The following is a 16,122-nucleotide window of genomic DNA, read 5'->3' on the forward strand; positions in this document are numbered from 1 at the left end:
CATCCGGCAATCAAATTACCCATTTAGTTGTTCTGATAAATATCCTTGTACAACCGGCTCTCGAAGCGCACCAACGGAATACGGCGATTACGCTGGTCAGCTGGCTCTACCGCATAACCAGATAAATACTGCACGAATGCCATGCGTTGGCCGCTTGCCGTGGTGATGAAACCTGCGAGGTTATAAACCCCCTGCAGCGAGCCTGTCTTCGCCGATACTTTGCCATCCACACCAGCCTGATGCAGACCCGCACGGTATTGCAGAGAGCCGTCGTGGCCCGCCAGCGGCAGCATAGTGATAAAGTTCAGCTCGTTATCGTGTTGAGCGATATATTGCAGCACCTGCATCATGGTCGCTGGGGCAATCAGGTTATGGCGGGAGAGGCCAGAACCGTCGGCAATAATAGTGTTGCCGATATCGACGCCTGCCTGCTGACGCAAAATCTGGCGCACGGCGTCAGAACCCGCCCGCCAGGTGCCCGGCACGTTAAATCGGGCATGACCAATCATACGGAAAACGGTATCGGCAATCATGTTGTCCGATTTTTTCAGCATAATCTTAAGCAGGTCATGTAGCGGCGCAGACTGCTTACTGGCGACCACCGTTCCTGGTTCGTTGACCAACGTCTGCCGCAGCAGTGTACCGCTGTAGGTGATACCTGCTTGTTTTAGCTCATCTTTGATAATTGCCCCGGCATAGCTGGCACCGTCCTGAATGGCGAACGCCAGCGGCAGCGGATCGGCACGTTGTGGCAGGCATCCGGTCAGCGTATAGCGGTTGAGATCGCCGGGAACTACATCCAGTTCACAATATTGCGCTTCCGCAGAACCTCGGGCGAGAGTACGCACCTGACTGAACATGGTGACCGGGTAATAAGATGCCACGCGAATAAAGGCGAGATCGTTGGGTTTTTGCGCGCTGTAGAGTGAAACTGAGAAACAGTTTCTATCGACAATAGCCGCTGCGGGCGGTGCACTAAAACACTGCGTCATGTCGTTCCAGGGCCAGCCGGGCGCTTTATCATGACTGGCAAAAATAGAGGTGTCGATCAGGACATTCCCGGCAATTTGCGTCACACCTGATTTTTTCAGGGTTGCCACCATATTGCGAATATCCTGGCGTTTTAGCGTCGGATCGGCACCAAATCGTGCCACTAAGTCACCTTTCAATACGCCGCCTTCCACGCTGCCTTTGGTCTCAAGCGTGGTGGTAAAACGAAAGTCAGGCCCGAGCTGAATCAATGCCGCCAGCGCGGTGATTACTTTCTGGGTACTGGCGGGCAGCGCCATCTGCTGGCTATGAAAATCAATAGCGGGTGCAGGAGCGCCAACCTTCTGTACCATAAGGGCGAGGTTGGCCCCGGCAGGGAGCTGATTGATATACTCGTCGACGTTCGCAGCCTGAACGCTGAACGCTATACTGGCAGTCAATCCGATGGTAAATCTGGAAAATCGCATAATCTCGCGCTAACAACCTGGAAACAGGCCGTCATACTACGGCGCAACGCCCCAAAAAGTAAACGATGACCCATAAGGAACTCCAGGGTAAAATGATCATCAAATAGAGAATTGTAGCTGACCTGGGACCTTGAGCCCCGGGTCGGTATTTTTTTGCTTCTGACTCTGGTATGACACACGCCAGGGTGGGCTTAGCAGCCGGGGTGAGAGCAACTACCCCCTACAGGAATGTTCAAGAGGTATAACAAATGCAAGCTATCCCGATGACCTTACGTGGTGCTGAAAAACTGCGCGAAGAGCTGGATTTTCTGAAATCTGTGCGCCGTCCTGAAATTATTGCCGCTATCGCTGAAGCGCGTGAGCACGGTGACCTGAAAGAGAACGCGGAGTATCACGCGGCGCGCGAACAGCAGGGTTTCTGCGAAGGACGCATTAAAGATATCGAAGCTAAACTGTCCAACGCGCAGGTAATCGACGTTACTAAAATGCCGAACAATGGCCGCGTTGTTTTCGGTGCGACGGTTACCGTTCTGAATCTCGATAACGATGAAGAGCAGACCTGGCGTATTGTCGGCGATGATGAAGCCGATTTTAAACAGAACCTGATTTCAGTGAACTCGCCTATCGCTCGTGGCCTGATCGGTAAAGAGCAGGATGACGTCGTAGTTATCAAAACGCCGGGCGGCGAAGTGGAATATGAAGTGACGAAGGTAGAATACCTGTAATTCGCATCTTGGTTAAGATGTTGATACATTGTAAAGAAAGGAAAAAGGCCGCATAGCGGCCTTTTATCAACGAAGAGAGCGTGGCATTTTGCTCTCCTGCTAGCGGAAAACCCCGCGTTTTACACAAACTTCGTGTGCAACTTTGGGATATTCTTAGCGTGGCAGCGAGATTTTACGTTCTTTAGTCGGGCGATACAGTACCAGCGTTTTGCCGATGACCTGTACATTGCAGGCGCCGGTTTCGCGTACGATAGCTTCCACGATCAAGGTTTTAGTATCGCGATCTTCCGAGGCGATTTTCACCTTGATAAGTTCATGGTGCTCTAACGCTTGTTCAATCTCGGCCAGTACCCCTTCGGTCAAACCATTATTGCCAAGCATAACTACAGGCTTGAGCGGATGTGCCAGACCTTTCAGGTGCTGTTTTTGTTTAGTACTCAGATTCATCGTATATTTTTGCTTACGTTGGGATTGAAAACGGGTCATTCTACCGCCATCTCCCATATATCACCAAATAGCTGTGTAGAAATTTACACCATTGGTTACGATGAACTGCCCTTTGGGAATGTGAAATGACAGGTAAAAAGCGTTCTGCCAGCTCGAGTCGCTGGCTTCAGGAACACTTTAGCGATAAATATGTTCAACAGGCGCAGAAAAAGGGGTTACGTTCCCGTGCCTGGTTTAAACTTGATGAAATACAGCAAAGTGACAAAATTTTTAAACCGGGGATGACGATAGTTGATCTCGGTGCTGCACCCGGTGGCTGGTCGCAATATGCAGTTACGCAGATCGGCAACACCGGCCGCATTATCGCTTGCGATCTTTTACCTATGGATCCAATCGTTGGTGTGGACTTCCTTCAGGGCGACTTTCGTGATGAATTAGTCCTGAAAGCGTTACTTGAACGCGTAGGTGACAGTAAAGTACAAGTTGTCATGTCTGATATGGCGCCAAATATGTGTGGAACACCGGCGGTGGATATTCCCCGGGCCATGTATCTGGTAGAGCTGGCGCTTGGAATGGCTCGTGATGTATTAGCGCCAGGTGGTAGTTTTGTAGTGAAGGTGTTCCAGGGCGAAGGCTTCGATGAGTATCTAAGAGAGATTCGCTCCCTGTTTACGAAGGTCAAAGTTCGTAAGCCGGACTCTTCTCGCGCCCGTTCGCGTGAAGTGTATATTGTAGCGACCGGGCGTAAACCATAACCGGCAGATTTCAAACGAAAGTTTGAAAGAAACTGGATATAGAGTATCCTGACGCTGTTTTTAACACAGTTGTAATATGAGGTTAATCCCTTGAGTGACATGGCGAAAAACCTAATTCTCTGGCTGGTCATTGCCGTTGTGCTGATGTCAGTATTCCAGAGCTTTGGGCCCAGCGAGTCTAATGGCCGTAAGGTTGATTACTCTACCTTCCTGCAAGAGGTCAATCAGGACCAGGTTCGTGAAGCGAAGATCAACGGACGTGAGATTAACGTTACCAAGAAAGATAGTAACCGTTACACGACCTACATCCCGGTTAACGATCCGAAGCTGCTTGATAACCTGCTGACCAAAAACGTCAAGGTTGTTGGCGAACCACCTGAAGAGCCGAGCCTGCTGGCTTCTATCTTCATTTCCTGGTTCCCAATGCTGCTGCTGATTGGTGTCTGGATCTTCTTCATGCGTCAGATGCAGGGCGGTGGTGGCAAAGGTGCCATGTCGTTCGGCAAGAGCAAAGCGCGCATGCTGACGGAAGATCAGATCAAAACGACTTTTGCTGACGTTGCGGGTTGTGACGAAGCAAAAGAAGAAGTCGCTGAGCTGGTTGAGTATCTGCGCGAACCGAGCCGTTTCCAGAAACTGGGCGGTAAAATCCCGAAAGGCGTCCTGATGGTTGGTCCTCCGGGTACGGGTAAAACCCTGCTGGCGAAAGCTATCGCAGGTGAAGCGAAGGTTCCATTCTTCACAATTTCCGGTTCTGATTTCGTGGAAATGTTCGTGGGTGTCGGTGCATCTCGTGTGCGTGACATGTTCGAACAAGCCAAGAAAGCGGCACCGTGCATCATCTTCATCGATGAAATCGACGCCGTAGGTCGCCAGCGTGGCGCAGGTCTGGGCGGTGGTCACGATGAACGTGAACAGACGCTGAACCAGATGCTGGTTGAGATGGACGGCTTCGAAGGTAACGAAGGTATTATCGTTATCGCGGCAACTAACCGTCCGGACGTTCTTGACCCTGCGCTGCTGCGTCCAGGCCGTTTCGACCGTCAGGTTGTGGTTGGTCTGCCAGACGTTCGCGGTCGTGAACAGATCCTGAAAGTGCATATGCGTCGCGTACCGCTGTCTCCGGATATCGATGCGGCAATCATTGCACGTGGCACACCTGGCTTCTCCGGTGCGGACCTCGCGAACCTGGTGAACGAAGCGGCGCTGTTTGCTGCTCGTGGCAACAAGCGCGTAGTGTCGATGGTTGAGTTCGAAAAAGCGAAAGACAAAATCATGATGGGTGCGGAACGTCGCTCCATGGTGATGACGGAAGCGCAGAAAGAATCTACCGCGTATCACGAAGCTGGCCACGCGATTATCGGTCGCCTGGTACCGGAACACGATCCGGTGCACAAAGTAACGATTATCCCGCGCGGTCGTGCGCTGGGTGTGACCTTCTTCCTGCCTGAAGGCGACGCAATCAGCGCCAGCCGTCAGAAACTGGAAAGTCAGATCTCCACACTGTACGGTGGCCGTCTGGCGGAAGAGATCATCTACGGTGCTGAACATGTTTCTACCGGTGCGTCGAACGACATTAAAGTCGCGACTAATCTGGCGCGTAACATGGTTACTCAGTGGGGCTTCTCCGATAAACTCGGTCCGTTGCTGTACGCTGAAGAAGAAGGCGAAGTGTTCCTGGGACGTTCTGTGGCGAAAGCGAAACACATGTCCGATGAAACCGCTCGCATTATCGATCAGGAAGTTAAGCTGCTGATTGAGCGTAACTATGACCGTGCACGTCGTTTGCTGAACGAAAACATGGACATTCTGCACTCAATGAAAGATGCGCTCATGAAATATGAGACCATCGATGCGCCGCAGATTGACGATCTAATGGCTCGCCGCGACGTACGTCCGCCAGCGGGTTGGGAAGAACCGGGTTCTTCTAACAACAACTCTGGTAGCACCGGTAAGCCGAGTGCACCGCGTCCGGTTGATGAACCGCGTGCGCCGGACTCTGGCACTATGTCAGAGCAACTGGGCGACAAATAAGTTATCGTTGATGATGACCGTGTTTTAATTGAAAACCCTGGGGCTTGCTCCGGGGTTTTTCTTATCTGCATATTCAAGATTTTACCAGGGATAAAACTATGAAACTCTTTGCTCAGGGTTCTTCACTGGATCTCAGCCATCCGCACGTCATGGGGATTTTGAACGTTACGCCAGACTCATTTTCCGATGGTGGAGCGCACAACTCTCTGGTTGAGGCGGTAAAACACGCAAACCTGATGATTAACGCCGGGGCGACTATCATTGATGTGGGCGGTGAGTCCACGCGTCCGGGCGCGGCTGATGTGAGTGTGGAAGAAGAGTTGCAGCGAGTGATCCCAGTGGTCGAGGCGATTGCTCAGCGTTTTGAAGTGTGGATTTCGGTCGATACCTCAAAACCCGAAGTGATTCGCGAATGCGCCAGAGTTGGCGCGCATATCATCAATGATATTCGCTCACTCTCGGAGCCTGGAGCGCTGGAAGCCGCAGCGGAGACCGGATTACCGGTTTGCCTGATGCATATGCAGGGGCAGCCGAAAACCATGCAGGAAGCGCCAAAGTATGAGGATGTTTTTGCTGAGGTAAACCATTACTTTGTTGAGCAAATAGCACGTTGCGAGCGGGCTGGAATCACAAAAGATAAATTGTTGCTCGACCCCGGATTCGGATTCGGTAAAAATCTCACTCACAACTACACATTACTGGCACGTTTGTCTGAGTTTCATCATTTTAATCTGCCATTGCTGGTTGGGATGTCACGAAAATCAATGGTTGGCCAGTTACTGAATGTGGGGCCATCTGAACGCCTGAGCGGTAGCCTTGCGTGCGCGGTGATTGCCGCAATGCAGGGGGCGCAGATCGTTCGTGTCCATGACGTCAAAGAAACCGTAGAAGCGATGCGTGTGGTGGAAGCCACATTGTCTGCAAAGGAAAAAAAACGCTATGAGTAATCGTAAATATTTTGGCACTGATGGGATCCGCGGTCGCGTAGGCGATGCCCCAATTACTCCTGACTTTGTGCTCAAGCTGGGCTGGGCTGCAGGGAAAGTGCTTGCTCGTCATGGTTCACGTAAAATTATTATCGGTAAAGATACGCGTATTTCCGGCTATATGCTGGAGTCTGCGCTGGAAGCGGGCCTGGCTGCCGCCGGACTCTCAGCCTCATTCACAGGGCCAATGCCAACACCCGCCGTTGCGTATCTGACGCGCGCCTTCCGTGCTGAGGCCGGGATTGTTATCTCCGCTTCGCACAACCCGTACTATGACAACGGGATTAAATTCTTCTCTACCGACGGGACTAAACTGCCAGATGCAGTGGAAGAAGCCATTGAAGCCGAGATGGAAAAAGCGATCACCTGCGTGGATTCCGCTGAACTGGGTAAAGCCACGCGTATCGTTGATGCTGCCGGTCGTTATATCGAGTTTTGCAAAGGCACCTTCCCGAACGAACTGAGCCTGAATGAACTTAAAATTGTGGTGGATTGCGCTAACGGTGCGACGTACCACATTGCGCCAAATGTACTGCGTGAACTGGGTGCAAACGTGATTGCCATTGGCTGTGAGCCAAACGGTGTGAATATCAATGAAGAAGTCGGCGCCACCGACGTCCGTGCTCTGCAGGCGCGCGTGATTGCGGAAAAAGCCGATCTGGGTATTGCGCTGGATGGCGATGGCGACCGTGTCATTATGGTTGACCACGAAGGTAATAAGGTCGATGGCGATCAGATCATGTACATCATCGCCCGTGAAGCCCTGCGTCAGGGTCAGCTGCGCGGTGGCGCGGTAGGTACGCTGATGAGCAACATGGGCCTCGAGCTGGCGCTAAAACAGCTGGGTATTCCGTTTGCCCGTGCAAAAGTTGGCGACCGCTATGTGCTGGAAAAAATGCAGGAAAAAGGCTGGCGTATCGGTGCCGAAAACTCAGGTCATGTGATCCTGCTGGACAAAACCACCACTGGTGACGGTATCGTGGCGGGTCTGCAGGTGCTGGCGGCGATGGTACGCAACCATATGAGCTTGCACGACCTGTGCAGCGGCATGAAAATGTTCCCACAGCTGCTGGTTAACGTACGATACACAGCAGGTAGCGGCGATCCACTGGAACATGAAAACGTGAAAGCGGTGATGGCGGAAGTGGAAGCTGCGCTGGGTAACCGTGGACGCGTCCTGCTGCGTAAGTCTGGTACCGAACCGTTAATTCGTGTGATGGTTGAAGGTGAAGACGAAGCGCAGGTGACTGAATTCGCCCACCGTATTGCCGATGCTGTGAAAGCGGCGTAATTCCGAAGAAAGTGAAAGCCGGAGTCTGAGACTCCGGCTTTTTTTTACTGTACGGCAAGCTGCTGTTTACGTCGGCGCTGCCAGAAGTAACCACCGACCATCAGTAGCACAAGGACTGCCAGCCACGGCAGAACCGCCAGCAGATGCCCAGACCGGGCAAAGGTTAGCGCAATCATCAGTAGCCAACCGCCCAGCATCGGAATCGCGGTACGCTTAACAATATCCACAGGCGAGACGCCTGCAATTCCCGCGATAGCAATGATGACGCCAGCAATAGGCGATAACGTACGACCAATACCCGCCGAGATCTGGATAGGCAACATCATGACAGCGATATCGCTACCGATATGACGGCTGATGTCCGGCACCATGGGTGCGAAGGAGAAAAATGCCGCATTCCCGGAGCCCATCAGCGCTGAAATTGCGAAGGTGATCAGGGTCATCAGCAGGATAATAGAGGCGGCGCTGAGGCCAAATTCACCGGAAAGTGACAACAGTGCGTCAACGGCACCAATGGCTTTCAGTCCGGCGGAAAAGACTTCACCGGCGATAATCAGTGTCACGACGGTGGCAAAAACGCTGCCCATGCTGTCGAAAACCTTTTGTACGCCAGCCATCACCTCGCGCGCCTTGCGATGACGGCAGTACTCACAAACCAGCGTAATAGCGAGGCTTATCAGTACGGCGGTATCCAGCGTGATCTTGAGAGAGCTGAATACTAAATCGCTGCACACCAGCATCAATACCAGCGGCAGCATGGGCAGAAACAGCCAGGCGATAGGTGCGTCGGCTTCATCAGTCGCCGTTAATGTCTGCATTTGCTGAGCTGCATTGTCGCCACTTTCCCGACGGTCAAAAAAGCGTTGCACAACAATATGCAGCAGGGCGATGAAAAGAATGACGGGCACAACGATCGGCAACTGATCCTGCACGAAATAGTTCACGACCTCGATGCCTGCGGTTTTGGCGGCGAGAACAGAGTTGCCGGAGCCGGGGCCAAACTCAACCGCACAGGTACTGGCGATAACGGCGGCAACCGCGGCGCGGCTACAGCCAAGACGGGTAAGCAGCGGGTAAAGCGTCGCCATCAGCAGCAGACCCAATCCGGTGGCGCTGCTGATAAACAGCGACAGGAATTGACCCAATAGCAGTGCCAGCCCCAGCAGCAGATATGGCGAGTTCAGCCGTTGCAAAGGACGAGACGTCACCCGAACCAGTACCTGGCTTGCGCCAATGGCTGACATGTAGGTGGCAAAACCACCAATCAGCATAATTTGCAGTCCGAGGCCGCCGAGACGCACGCTCAGGGTATCGCGAATAAACTCAAAGGCGTCAAAGGGGCCAAATCCGGTGCTCTTTTTCACCAGGCCACTGAGTGAGGTCATTCCGCTAAAATGCGCGATAAGCAACAGCACAATCCCGGTCAATAACAGTACCGACTGGGGGTGATATTTTTTGAGGATCAGACGTCCGGCAAAAATGATGGCGATTAGCGCCAGTAGCAATGACATTCTTGCCCCCTTACTCGAAGTTGCCGGTAACCAGGCACTCGCCATCCCGCAGCAACGGTTTACCCGCGGCAAACAGATGGGCCAGCGAGAGGTCATCATTGAGTACACAGATATCGGCACGTTCCCCGGCGCAGAGCACGCCCCCGGAAATACCCAGCGAGCGCGCAACGTTTGCCGTCAGCATCGCGATGGCCTGTGGCACCGGAATCCCGACATCAATCAGGCGAGGAAGCAGGTTAAGATTGCCTGCGACCGGTGCCGCGCTTAAACCTTCAACGATACCCTGAGCGTTAAAGCGCGGAACGCTGCCATTGCCGTCAGAACTGATCGTGATGCGCTCCGCCGGAACCTGTGCTTCGAGTGCGTGGAGAATCGCTTGCTCCTGAGGCATAAAACGACTGCCACCGGACGTAACATCGATATGGCCGCCGCGATGGGCGAAAGCAATCGCCTGTTCGAACAAGGGCTCAGTTCTCGCAACATGCGTCGGTGAAATATGGTGAATCGGAATACCCGCATCACACAGCTCAATAAGTTGCGACATCCCTTCCGGCAGATTCCCCAGGTGCACATGCAGCAAGCCTTTTTTCCCAGCCAGCAGGGAAGCGACGCGAATATCGCTCACTATCCTCAGCAACTCCTGGAAAGAGGGGTAAGAGCCACGGTGATCGGCGAGGGCGATTTTTACACCAAGAATTGCCGGAATGAAGGCCATATCATCGCGGATGGATCGCGTAATAGTTGGGCTGGGAACGGCGTAGGCTCCCGTGTGCATAAACGCGCGTAATCCCTCAAGGTTGAGAGACTGCATTTTTGCGTAGAGGTCTTTGGGTGAACGAGAAATGGCATCGGTGCCTAACACGCCAACCACCGTGGTAATACCTGCCTGAATCAGGTCGCGCAGCTTGACGGCGGGCGTCCGACTGGCAAATCCGGCTTCACCACCGCCACCGGTAAGATGAACATGCTGATCGATGATACCAGGGATAACCCATTTACCCCGACAATCGATGACCTCGTTGATGCCATCAAACAATGAAATATCTTTTTCTACCGCCACAATTCGGTCGGCATGAATGAGCAGGGAGCAGAGGCCTAAATCCTCAGGAGAAAAAACACGGGCATTGGTCAATAAAGTAAACATAGCGGTCCTGTCAAACGTCGAGGGTGAGAGTCGGCAGGTGAAACGAAATATTGTTGTTATGATGCCCACCATAAAGCCATTACTATAACTATGACTATTACCGATTTGTTATTGGAGGATGCGGTTATGGCATGGCGGAGAGCACAACGTGGATTGTAAGTGGCTGGAAGATTTTCTGGCCTTGAGCCAGCATGGAAACTACTCTCAGGCCGCGGCGCAGCGGCATATTACTCAACCTGCGTTGAGTCGGCGTATAAAGGCGCTGGAAGAGGTGCTGGGCGTGCCTTTGTTTGACCGGACAACGACCCCTGTCACGCTGACGCGCTATGGTGAACGCTTTGAACCTTATGCCCGGCACGTTCTCAGCACGTTAACAGAGGCAAGCCATGAGCTGTCGGCGATGACACCAGCAACGGATAACACGCTGGTGATGGTTAGCCTGCATACGCTGTCGGTGAATATCCTGCCGGATATGATCAACTACCTGCGACAGAGTGAGCCGCAGTTAAACTTTACGGTAAACGCCAGTATCCAGGGGATAGACAACCATTTCAATGCCCTGATGAACCGGCAAATTGATTTACTGGTAACCTACGATTTACCGTCTGCCCAGCCGGGGCTGGAGATCGCCGGAGGGTTAAAACGTTCCCTATGGCGGTATGAGCGATTTATACCGGTTATTTCAGCCCAGTTGGCTGATGCGCTTAATGATCCGCATGCTCCGATTCCGTGGCTATGCTACAGCGACTACACCTTTGTCAGACGTATTATTGAGTCGGCAGAACAACGCGTCCGCCCACGGCTAAAAAAAGTATTTGAGAGTGGTTTAAGCGAAACGATACGAGAAATGGTACTGCGCCATATGGGAATGGCCTGGTTACCTGAATCGATGGTGGCGGAAGAGTTGGTGAATCAGCAAATTATTCACTGCTGGCCAGAAAATACAGACCTGATTTGTGAAATCCCCGTTGTGGTATGGGCGAATCTTGAAGATCAACGTGCCGTTATGCAGAGATGCTGGGAGAAGTTGCTGCGTTTTTGATTGATATGGCGATTTTTTCCGCAGTTGATACAATGCTAACAAATTGCCCTTGCGAAGGTTATTCGCTTTGGTTAGTATTCACACCCGCTTCAGTGGGAAACAGTAAATATTCCCGCTTTAATGGTCGAAGCATTGTACGCGGCAACTCCGCAAGGAACAGGTTGATTATGCACGAAGCTCTTTTAGTAGTTTTCCTTATTGTGGCAATTGGCCTGGTAGGCTTGATCATGCTGCAGCAAGGCAAAGGCGCTGATATGGGAGCCTCTTTTGGCGCAGGCGCTTCTGGTACTCTGTTTGGTTCAAGTGGTTCTGGTAACTTCATGACCCGTATGACAGCTGTATTGGGAACCTTGTTCTTCATCATCAGTCTGGTGCTGGGTAACATGAACAGCAACAAGACCAATAAAGGAAGTGAGTGGGAAAATCTGAGCGCACCGGCGAAAACCGAGCAAACTCAGCCAGCTGCTCCGGCTCAGCCGACCAGCGATATCCCACGCTAAGTATTCTGTACCGAGGTGGTGGAATTGGTAGACACGCTACCTTGAGGTGGTAGTGCCCTAACGGGCTTGTGGGTTCGAGTCCCATCCTCGGTACCAAATTCCAAAAAAAAGACGCTGCAAAGCGTCTTTTTTTTCGTCTGTTATTTGTGGCTATCCTGTAGGTCGGATAAGGCGTTAACGCCGCCATCCGACATTATTACAACGCCTGATGGCGCTACGCTTATCAGGCCTACAGACACCTTATATTCCGCGCATAAAAAAGGCCGCTTACGCGGCCTTAAGATAGTGAATCTTTACTTCGCCTTATTTTCCAGATTCTCAACCTGCGGCAGGCCGGTTGCGGAAGAGGCGGTCAGCAGGCCAGACTGCGCATAGCCGAACAGCTTCTCGCGGGTATCGGTGATATCCAGATTACGCATGGTCAACTGACCGATACGGTCGTCCGGAGAGAATACGGAGTCGCCTTTTTCCATCGTCAGACGTTCTGGTTTGTACGTCAGATTGTCAGACACGGTGTTGAGGATTGAGTAGTCATTACCGCGACGCAGTTCCAGCGTCACTTCACCGGTAATCTGGCTGGCAACCCAACGTTGCAGACCGTCACGCAGCATCAGCGCCTGAGAGTCGAACCAGCGGCCCTGATACAGCAGACGACCCAGCTGGCGACCGTGCGCGTGATACTGCTCGATGGTATCCTCGTTGTGAATACCGGTCAGCAGACGCTCGTAGGCGATATGCAGCAATGCCATCCCCGGGGCTTCGTAGATGCCACGGCTCTTCGCTTCAATGATACGGTTTTCAATCTGATCGCTCATACCCAGACCGTGACGGCCGCCGATACGGTTGGCTTCCAGCATCATCTCAACGTCGTCGCTGAAGGTTTTACCGTTCAGAGCAACCGGATGACCCTGTTCAAAACGTACGGTCACTTCTTCTGCCGGGATCTTCACGCTCTCATCCCAGAACTTCACGCCCATAATCGGGTTAACGATTTTGACGCTGGAGTTCAGGAATTCCAGATCTTTTGCTTCGTGAGTCGCACCGAGCATATTGGAGTCTGTTGAGTACGCTTTCTCAACGGACATTTTGTAGTCGAAACCACAGGCAATCATAAATTCGGACATCTCATGGCGACCGCCGAGTTCATCGATAAAATCGGTATCCAGCCATGGTTTGTAAATCTGCAGTTCGGCGTTGGTCAGCAGACCGTAACGATAGAAACGTTCAATATCGTTACCTTTATAGGTGCTACCGTCACCCCAGATATTTACGCCATCTTCTTTCATGGCGGCAACCAGCATGGTGCCGGTCACGGCACGGCCCAGCGGGGTGGTATTGAAATAGGTCAGTCCGCCGGTGGTGTTGTGGAATGCACCGCACTGAATGGCAGCGATCCCTTCGGCAACCAGCTGCTTACGGCAATCTACCAGGCGAGCATTCTCAGCACCATATTCCATTGCACGGCGAGGAATGGCGTCATAGTCATCCTCATCCGGCTGGCCCAAATTCGCAGTATATGCATATGGGACAGCCCCTTTTTGTCGCATCCACAGCAGTGCTGCGCTGGTGTCCAGGCCGCCGGAAAAAGCGATACCAATACGTTGACCTACCGGGAGATGCTTGAGAATCGTCGTCATAAAATAAAACCCTGCTTGATAGACTGGTGAAGAGGTCGGCTTATTATACTAATTGCATTTTTATGCAAAATAAATGAGTTTTCATTTAATCATCTTTTCTGGATGACAGGAAGAGTTTAGTGATAATTTCGTTAAATAACGGCGTGGGCGGCATATTTATCTTGCTGGGCTAGCGCTGGGCAGCATTCATTGATTTGCATAGTCGTAACAAGGTTGACATAACGCATATTGAATCAATATACTGTGCGCAGATTTTACGTCCCGTCTCGGTACCAAATCCCAGCAGTATTTGCATTTTTTACCCAAAACGAGTAAAATTTGCCACGTTTCAGGCGCGGGGTGGAGCAGCCTGGTAGCTCGTCGGGCTCATAACCCGAAGGTCGTCGGTTCAAATCCGGCCCCCGCAACCACTTTCCCTTAGAGTTCTTTTTCAAATATACTGTGAAGACTTAGGCCTTCGTAGCTGGATTTGAAAAAAATTCTTTCGGAAGGTTCTCCGAACCGCAGGTGCGGTTATAGGGTTCAGTTATCTAAAGCCCCGATTTATCGGGGTTTTTTGTTATCTGACTACAGAATAACTGGGCTTTAGGCCCTTTTTTTATGTCTTGGGGGTGGGCTTGTCCACATTAGAGCAAAAATTAACAGAGATGATTACAGCGCCAGTTGAAGCCCTGGGCTACGAACTGGTCGGCATCGAATTTATTCGTGGTCGCACATCCACACTGCGCATCTATATTGATAGTGAAGATGGCATCAATGTTGATGATTGTGCTGATGTGAGCCATCAGGTAAGCGCCGTGATGGATGTCGAAGACCCAATCACCGTTGCCTATAACCTGGAAGTCTCCTCTCCGGGTCTCGACCGTCCTCTGTTCACAGCTGAACACTACGTGCGTTTCCTGGGTGAAGAAGTCACGCTGGTTCTTCGTATGGCGGTACAAAACCGTCGTAAATGGCAGGGCGTTATCAAAGCGGTGGACGGTGAGATGATCACGGTCACAGTCGAAGGCAAAGATGAAGTGTTCGCGCTGAGTAATATCCAGAAGGCGAACCTGGTTCCCCACTTTTAACAGTCTGGATTGAGGTGAAAAGCCCGCGATGAACAAAGAAATTTTGGCTGTTGTTGAAGCCGTATCCAACGAAAAAGCGCTGCCACGCGAGAAAATTTTTGAAGCGCTGGAAAGTGCGCTGGCTACAGCAACAAAGAAAAAATATGAGCAAGAGATCGACGTTCGCGTAGAAATCGATCGTAAAAGCGGTGATTTCGATACCTTCCGTCGTTGGGTAATCGTAGAAGAAGTTACTCAGCCGACCAAAGAAATTACGCTGGAAGCGGCACGCTTCGAAGACGAAAGTCTGAACGTGGGCGAATATGTTGAAGATCAGATTGAATCTGTCACCTTTGACCGTATCACTACCCAGACCGCGAAGCAGGTTATCGTACAGAAAGTACGTGAAGCTGAACGCGCAATGGTTGTTGATCAGTTCCGCGAACATGAAGGCGAAATCGTCACCGGTGTGGTGAAGAAAGTAAACCGCGACAACATTTCTCTGGATCTGGGCAGCAATGCTGAAGCTGTGATCCTGCGTGAAGACATGCTGCCGCGTGAAAACTTCCGCCCTGGTGACCGTATTCGTGGTGTTCTGTACTCAGTTCGCCCGGAAGCGCGCGGTGCACAGCTGTTCGTAACCCGTTCCAAGCCGGAAATGCTGATTGAGCTGTTCCGCATTGAAGTGCCGGAAATCGGCGAAGAAGTTATCGAAATTAAAGCGGCTGCTCGCGATCCGGGATCGCGCGCGAAAATCGCCGTTAAGACCAACGACAAGCGTATTGATCCGGTCGGCGCCTGTGTTGGTATGCGCGGTGCGCGCGTTCAGGCGGTTTCTACCGAACTGGGCGGCGAGCGTATCGATATCGTCCTGTGGGATGATAACCCGGCGCAGTTCGTGATTAACGCAATGGCGCCAGCAGACGTCGCTTCTATCGTGGTGGATGAAGACAAACACACCATGGATATCGCGGTTGAAGCCGGTAACCTGGCTCAGGCGATTGGACGTAATGGTCAGAACGTCCGCCTGGCTTCACAACTGAGCGGTTGGGAACTCAACGTGATGACCGTTGATGACCTGCAAGCGAAGCATCAGGCTGAAGCACATGCAGCCATCGATACCTTCACCAAATATCTCGATATCGATGAAGATTTCGCGACCGTTCTGGTGGAAGAAGGTTTTGCGACGCTGGAAGAACTGGCCTACGTGCCAATGAAAGAACTGCTGGAAATTGACGGTCTGGATGAACAGACCGTTGAAGCGCTGCGCGAGCGTGCTAAAAACGCACTGACCACTCTGGCACTGGCCCAGGAAGAAAGCCTCGGTGATAACAAACCGGCTGACGATCTGCTGAATCTGGAAGGATTGGATCGTGAGATGGCCTTCAAACTGGCGGCCCGTGGTGTTTGTACGCTGGAAGATCTCGCTGAACAGGGCATTGATGATCTGGCTGATATCGAAGGGTTGACCGACGAAAAAGCCGGTGAGCTGATTATGGCTGCCCGTAATATTTGCTGGTTCGGCGACGAAGCGTAATAAACTG

Annotated in this window: 14 protein-coding genes and 2 tRNA genes; 11 read left to right on the forward strand and 5 right to left on the reverse strand. The window is 52.0% G+C overall.

What is annotated here, in order from left to right:
- Positions 1-23: 23 nt before the first annotated feature.
- Positions 24-1,457, reverse strand: coding sequence for a serine-type D-Ala-D-Ala carboxypeptidase (gene dacB / locus OGY04_RS02585; RefSeq protein ID WP_032945109.1), 1,434 nt, complete (start codon positions 1,455-1,457; stop codon positions 24-26).
- Positions 1,458-1,705: 248 nt separating this feature from the next.
- Here dacB and greA point away from each other — a divergent pair, with 248 nt between their 5' ends.
- The gene (gene greA, locus OGY04_RS02590) at positions 1,706-2,182 is read left to right on the forward strand and encodes a transcription elongation factor GreA (RefSeq protein ID WP_003025019.1); all 477 of its coding nucleotides are present in this window, start codon (positions 1,706-1,708) and stop codon (positions 2,180-2,182) included.
- A gap of 153 nt (positions 2,183-2,335) precedes the next feature.
- Here greA and yhbY read toward each other — a convergent pair whose 3' ends face one another.
- Complete coding sequence (gene yhbY, locus OGY04_RS02595) at positions 2,336-2,629, reverse strand: ribosome assembly RNA-binding protein YhbY (protein ID WP_003025016.1); 294 nt, start codon at positions 2,627-2,629, stop codon at positions 2,336-2,338.
- Between the two features lie 125 nt (positions 2,630-2,754).
- Between yhbY and rlmE the strand changes: the two genes are divergently transcribed.
- The 4 genes from rlmE to glmM all read left to right on the forward strand — a co-directional run bounded on the left by rlmE (position 2,755) and on the right by glmM (position 7,695).
- Positions 2,755-3,384, forward strand: coding sequence for a 23S rRNA (uridine(2552)-2'-O)-methyltransferase RlmE (gene rlmE / locus OGY04_RS02600; protein WP_003025015.1), 630 nt, complete (start codon positions 2,755-2,757; stop codon positions 3,382-3,384).
- Between the two features lie 99 nt (positions 3,385-3,483).
- Positions 3,484-5,418, forward strand: coding sequence for an ATP-dependent zinc metalloprotease FtsH (gene ftsH, locus OGY04_RS02605; protein ID WP_003025013.1), 1,935 nt, complete (start codon positions 3,484-3,486; stop codon positions 5,416-5,418).
- A 98-nt stretch (positions 5,419-5,516) separates the two neighbouring features.
- Complete coding sequence (gene folP, locus OGY04_RS02610) at positions 5,517-6,365, forward strand: dihydropteroate synthase (protein ID WP_020996352.1); 849 nt, start codon at positions 5,517-5,519, stop codon at positions 6,363-6,365.
- Complete coding sequence (glmM, locus tag OGY04_RS02615) at positions 6,358-7,695, forward strand: phosphoglucosamine mutase (protein ID WP_008785919.1); 1,338 nt, start codon at positions 6,358-6,360, stop codon at positions 7,693-7,695. The genes folP and glmM overlap by 8 nt, the downstream gene beginning before the upstream one ends.
- Before the next feature lie 44 nt (positions 7,696-7,739).
- Here glmM and dcuC read toward each other — a convergent pair whose 3' ends face one another.
- Positions 7,740-9,206 (reverse strand): C4-dicarboxylate transporter DcuC, encoded by a 1,467-nt coding sequence (dcuC, locus tag OGY04_RS02620; RefSeq protein WP_048215463.1) that lies wholly within the window; start codon positions 9,204-9,206, stop codon positions 7,740-7,742.
- 10 nt (positions 9,207-9,216) lie between these two features.
- On the reverse strand, positions 9,217-10,350 hold the full coding sequence (gene iadA / locus OGY04_RS02625) for a beta-aspartyl-peptidase (protein ID WP_063941608.1): 1,134 nt from the start codon (positions 10,348-10,350) through the stop codon (positions 9,217-9,219).
- Positions 10,351-10,498: 148 nt separating this feature from the next.
- Here iadA and OGY04_RS02630 point away from each other — a divergent pair, with 148 nt between their 5' ends.
- The 3 genes from OGY04_RS02630 to OGY04_RS02640 all read left to right on the forward strand — a co-directional run bounded on the left by OGY04_RS02630 (position 10,499) and on the right by OGY04_RS02640 (position 11,988).
- A complete protein-coding gene (locus OGY04_RS02630) occupies positions 10,499-11,392 on the forward strand; it encodes a LysR family transcriptional regulator (RefSeq protein ID WP_208743684.1) in 894 nt (297 codons plus the stop codon).
- A gap of 167 nt (positions 11,393-11,559) precedes the next feature.
- Entirely contained in the window at positions 11,560-11,892 is a 333-nt protein-coding gene (secG, locus tag OGY04_RS02635) for a preprotein translocase subunit SecG (protein ID WP_003025000.1), read from the forward strand.
- A gap of 9 nt (positions 11,893-11,901) precedes the next feature.
- Positions 11,902-11,988: transfer RNA gene (locus tag OGY04_RS02640), tRNA-Leu, on the forward strand.
- A 197-nt stretch (positions 11,989-12,185) separates the two neighbouring features.
- Here the strand turns inward: OGY04_RS02640 and argG are convergent.
- Positions 12,186-13,529 (reverse strand): argininosuccinate synthase, encoded by a 1,344-nt coding sequence (argG, locus tag OGY04_RS02645; protein ID WP_005131837.1) that lies wholly within the window; start codon positions 13,527-13,529, stop codon positions 12,186-12,188.
- 333 nt (positions 13,530-13,862) lie between these two features.
- Here argG and OGY04_RS02650 point away from each other — a divergent pair.
- From OGY04_RS02650 to nusA, 3 genes are all read left to right on the forward strand, one after another.
- A tRNA-Met gene (locus tag OGY04_RS02650) sits at positions 13,863-13,939 on the forward strand.
- A gap of 207 nt (positions 13,940-14,146) precedes the next feature.
- Positions 14,147-14,599, forward strand: coding sequence for a ribosome maturation factor RimP (gene rimP / locus OGY04_RS02655; RefSeq protein WP_003024996.1), 453 nt, complete (start codon positions 14,147-14,149; stop codon positions 14,597-14,599).
- 28 nt (positions 14,600-14,627) lie between these two features.
- A complete protein-coding gene (gene nusA, locus OGY04_RS02660) occupies positions 14,628-16,115 on the forward strand; it encodes a transcription termination factor NusA (RefSeq protein WP_003024992.1) in 1,488 nt (495 codons plus the stop codon).
- The last annotated feature ends 7 nt before the right edge of the window (positions 16,116-16,122 follow it).

This window comes from Citrobacter sp. Cpo091 (assembly GCF_030332645.1).
GTDB classification, from domain to species: Bacteria; Pseudomonadota; Gammaproteobacteria; order Enterobacterales; family Enterobacteriaceae; genus Citrobacter; species Citrobacter portucalensis.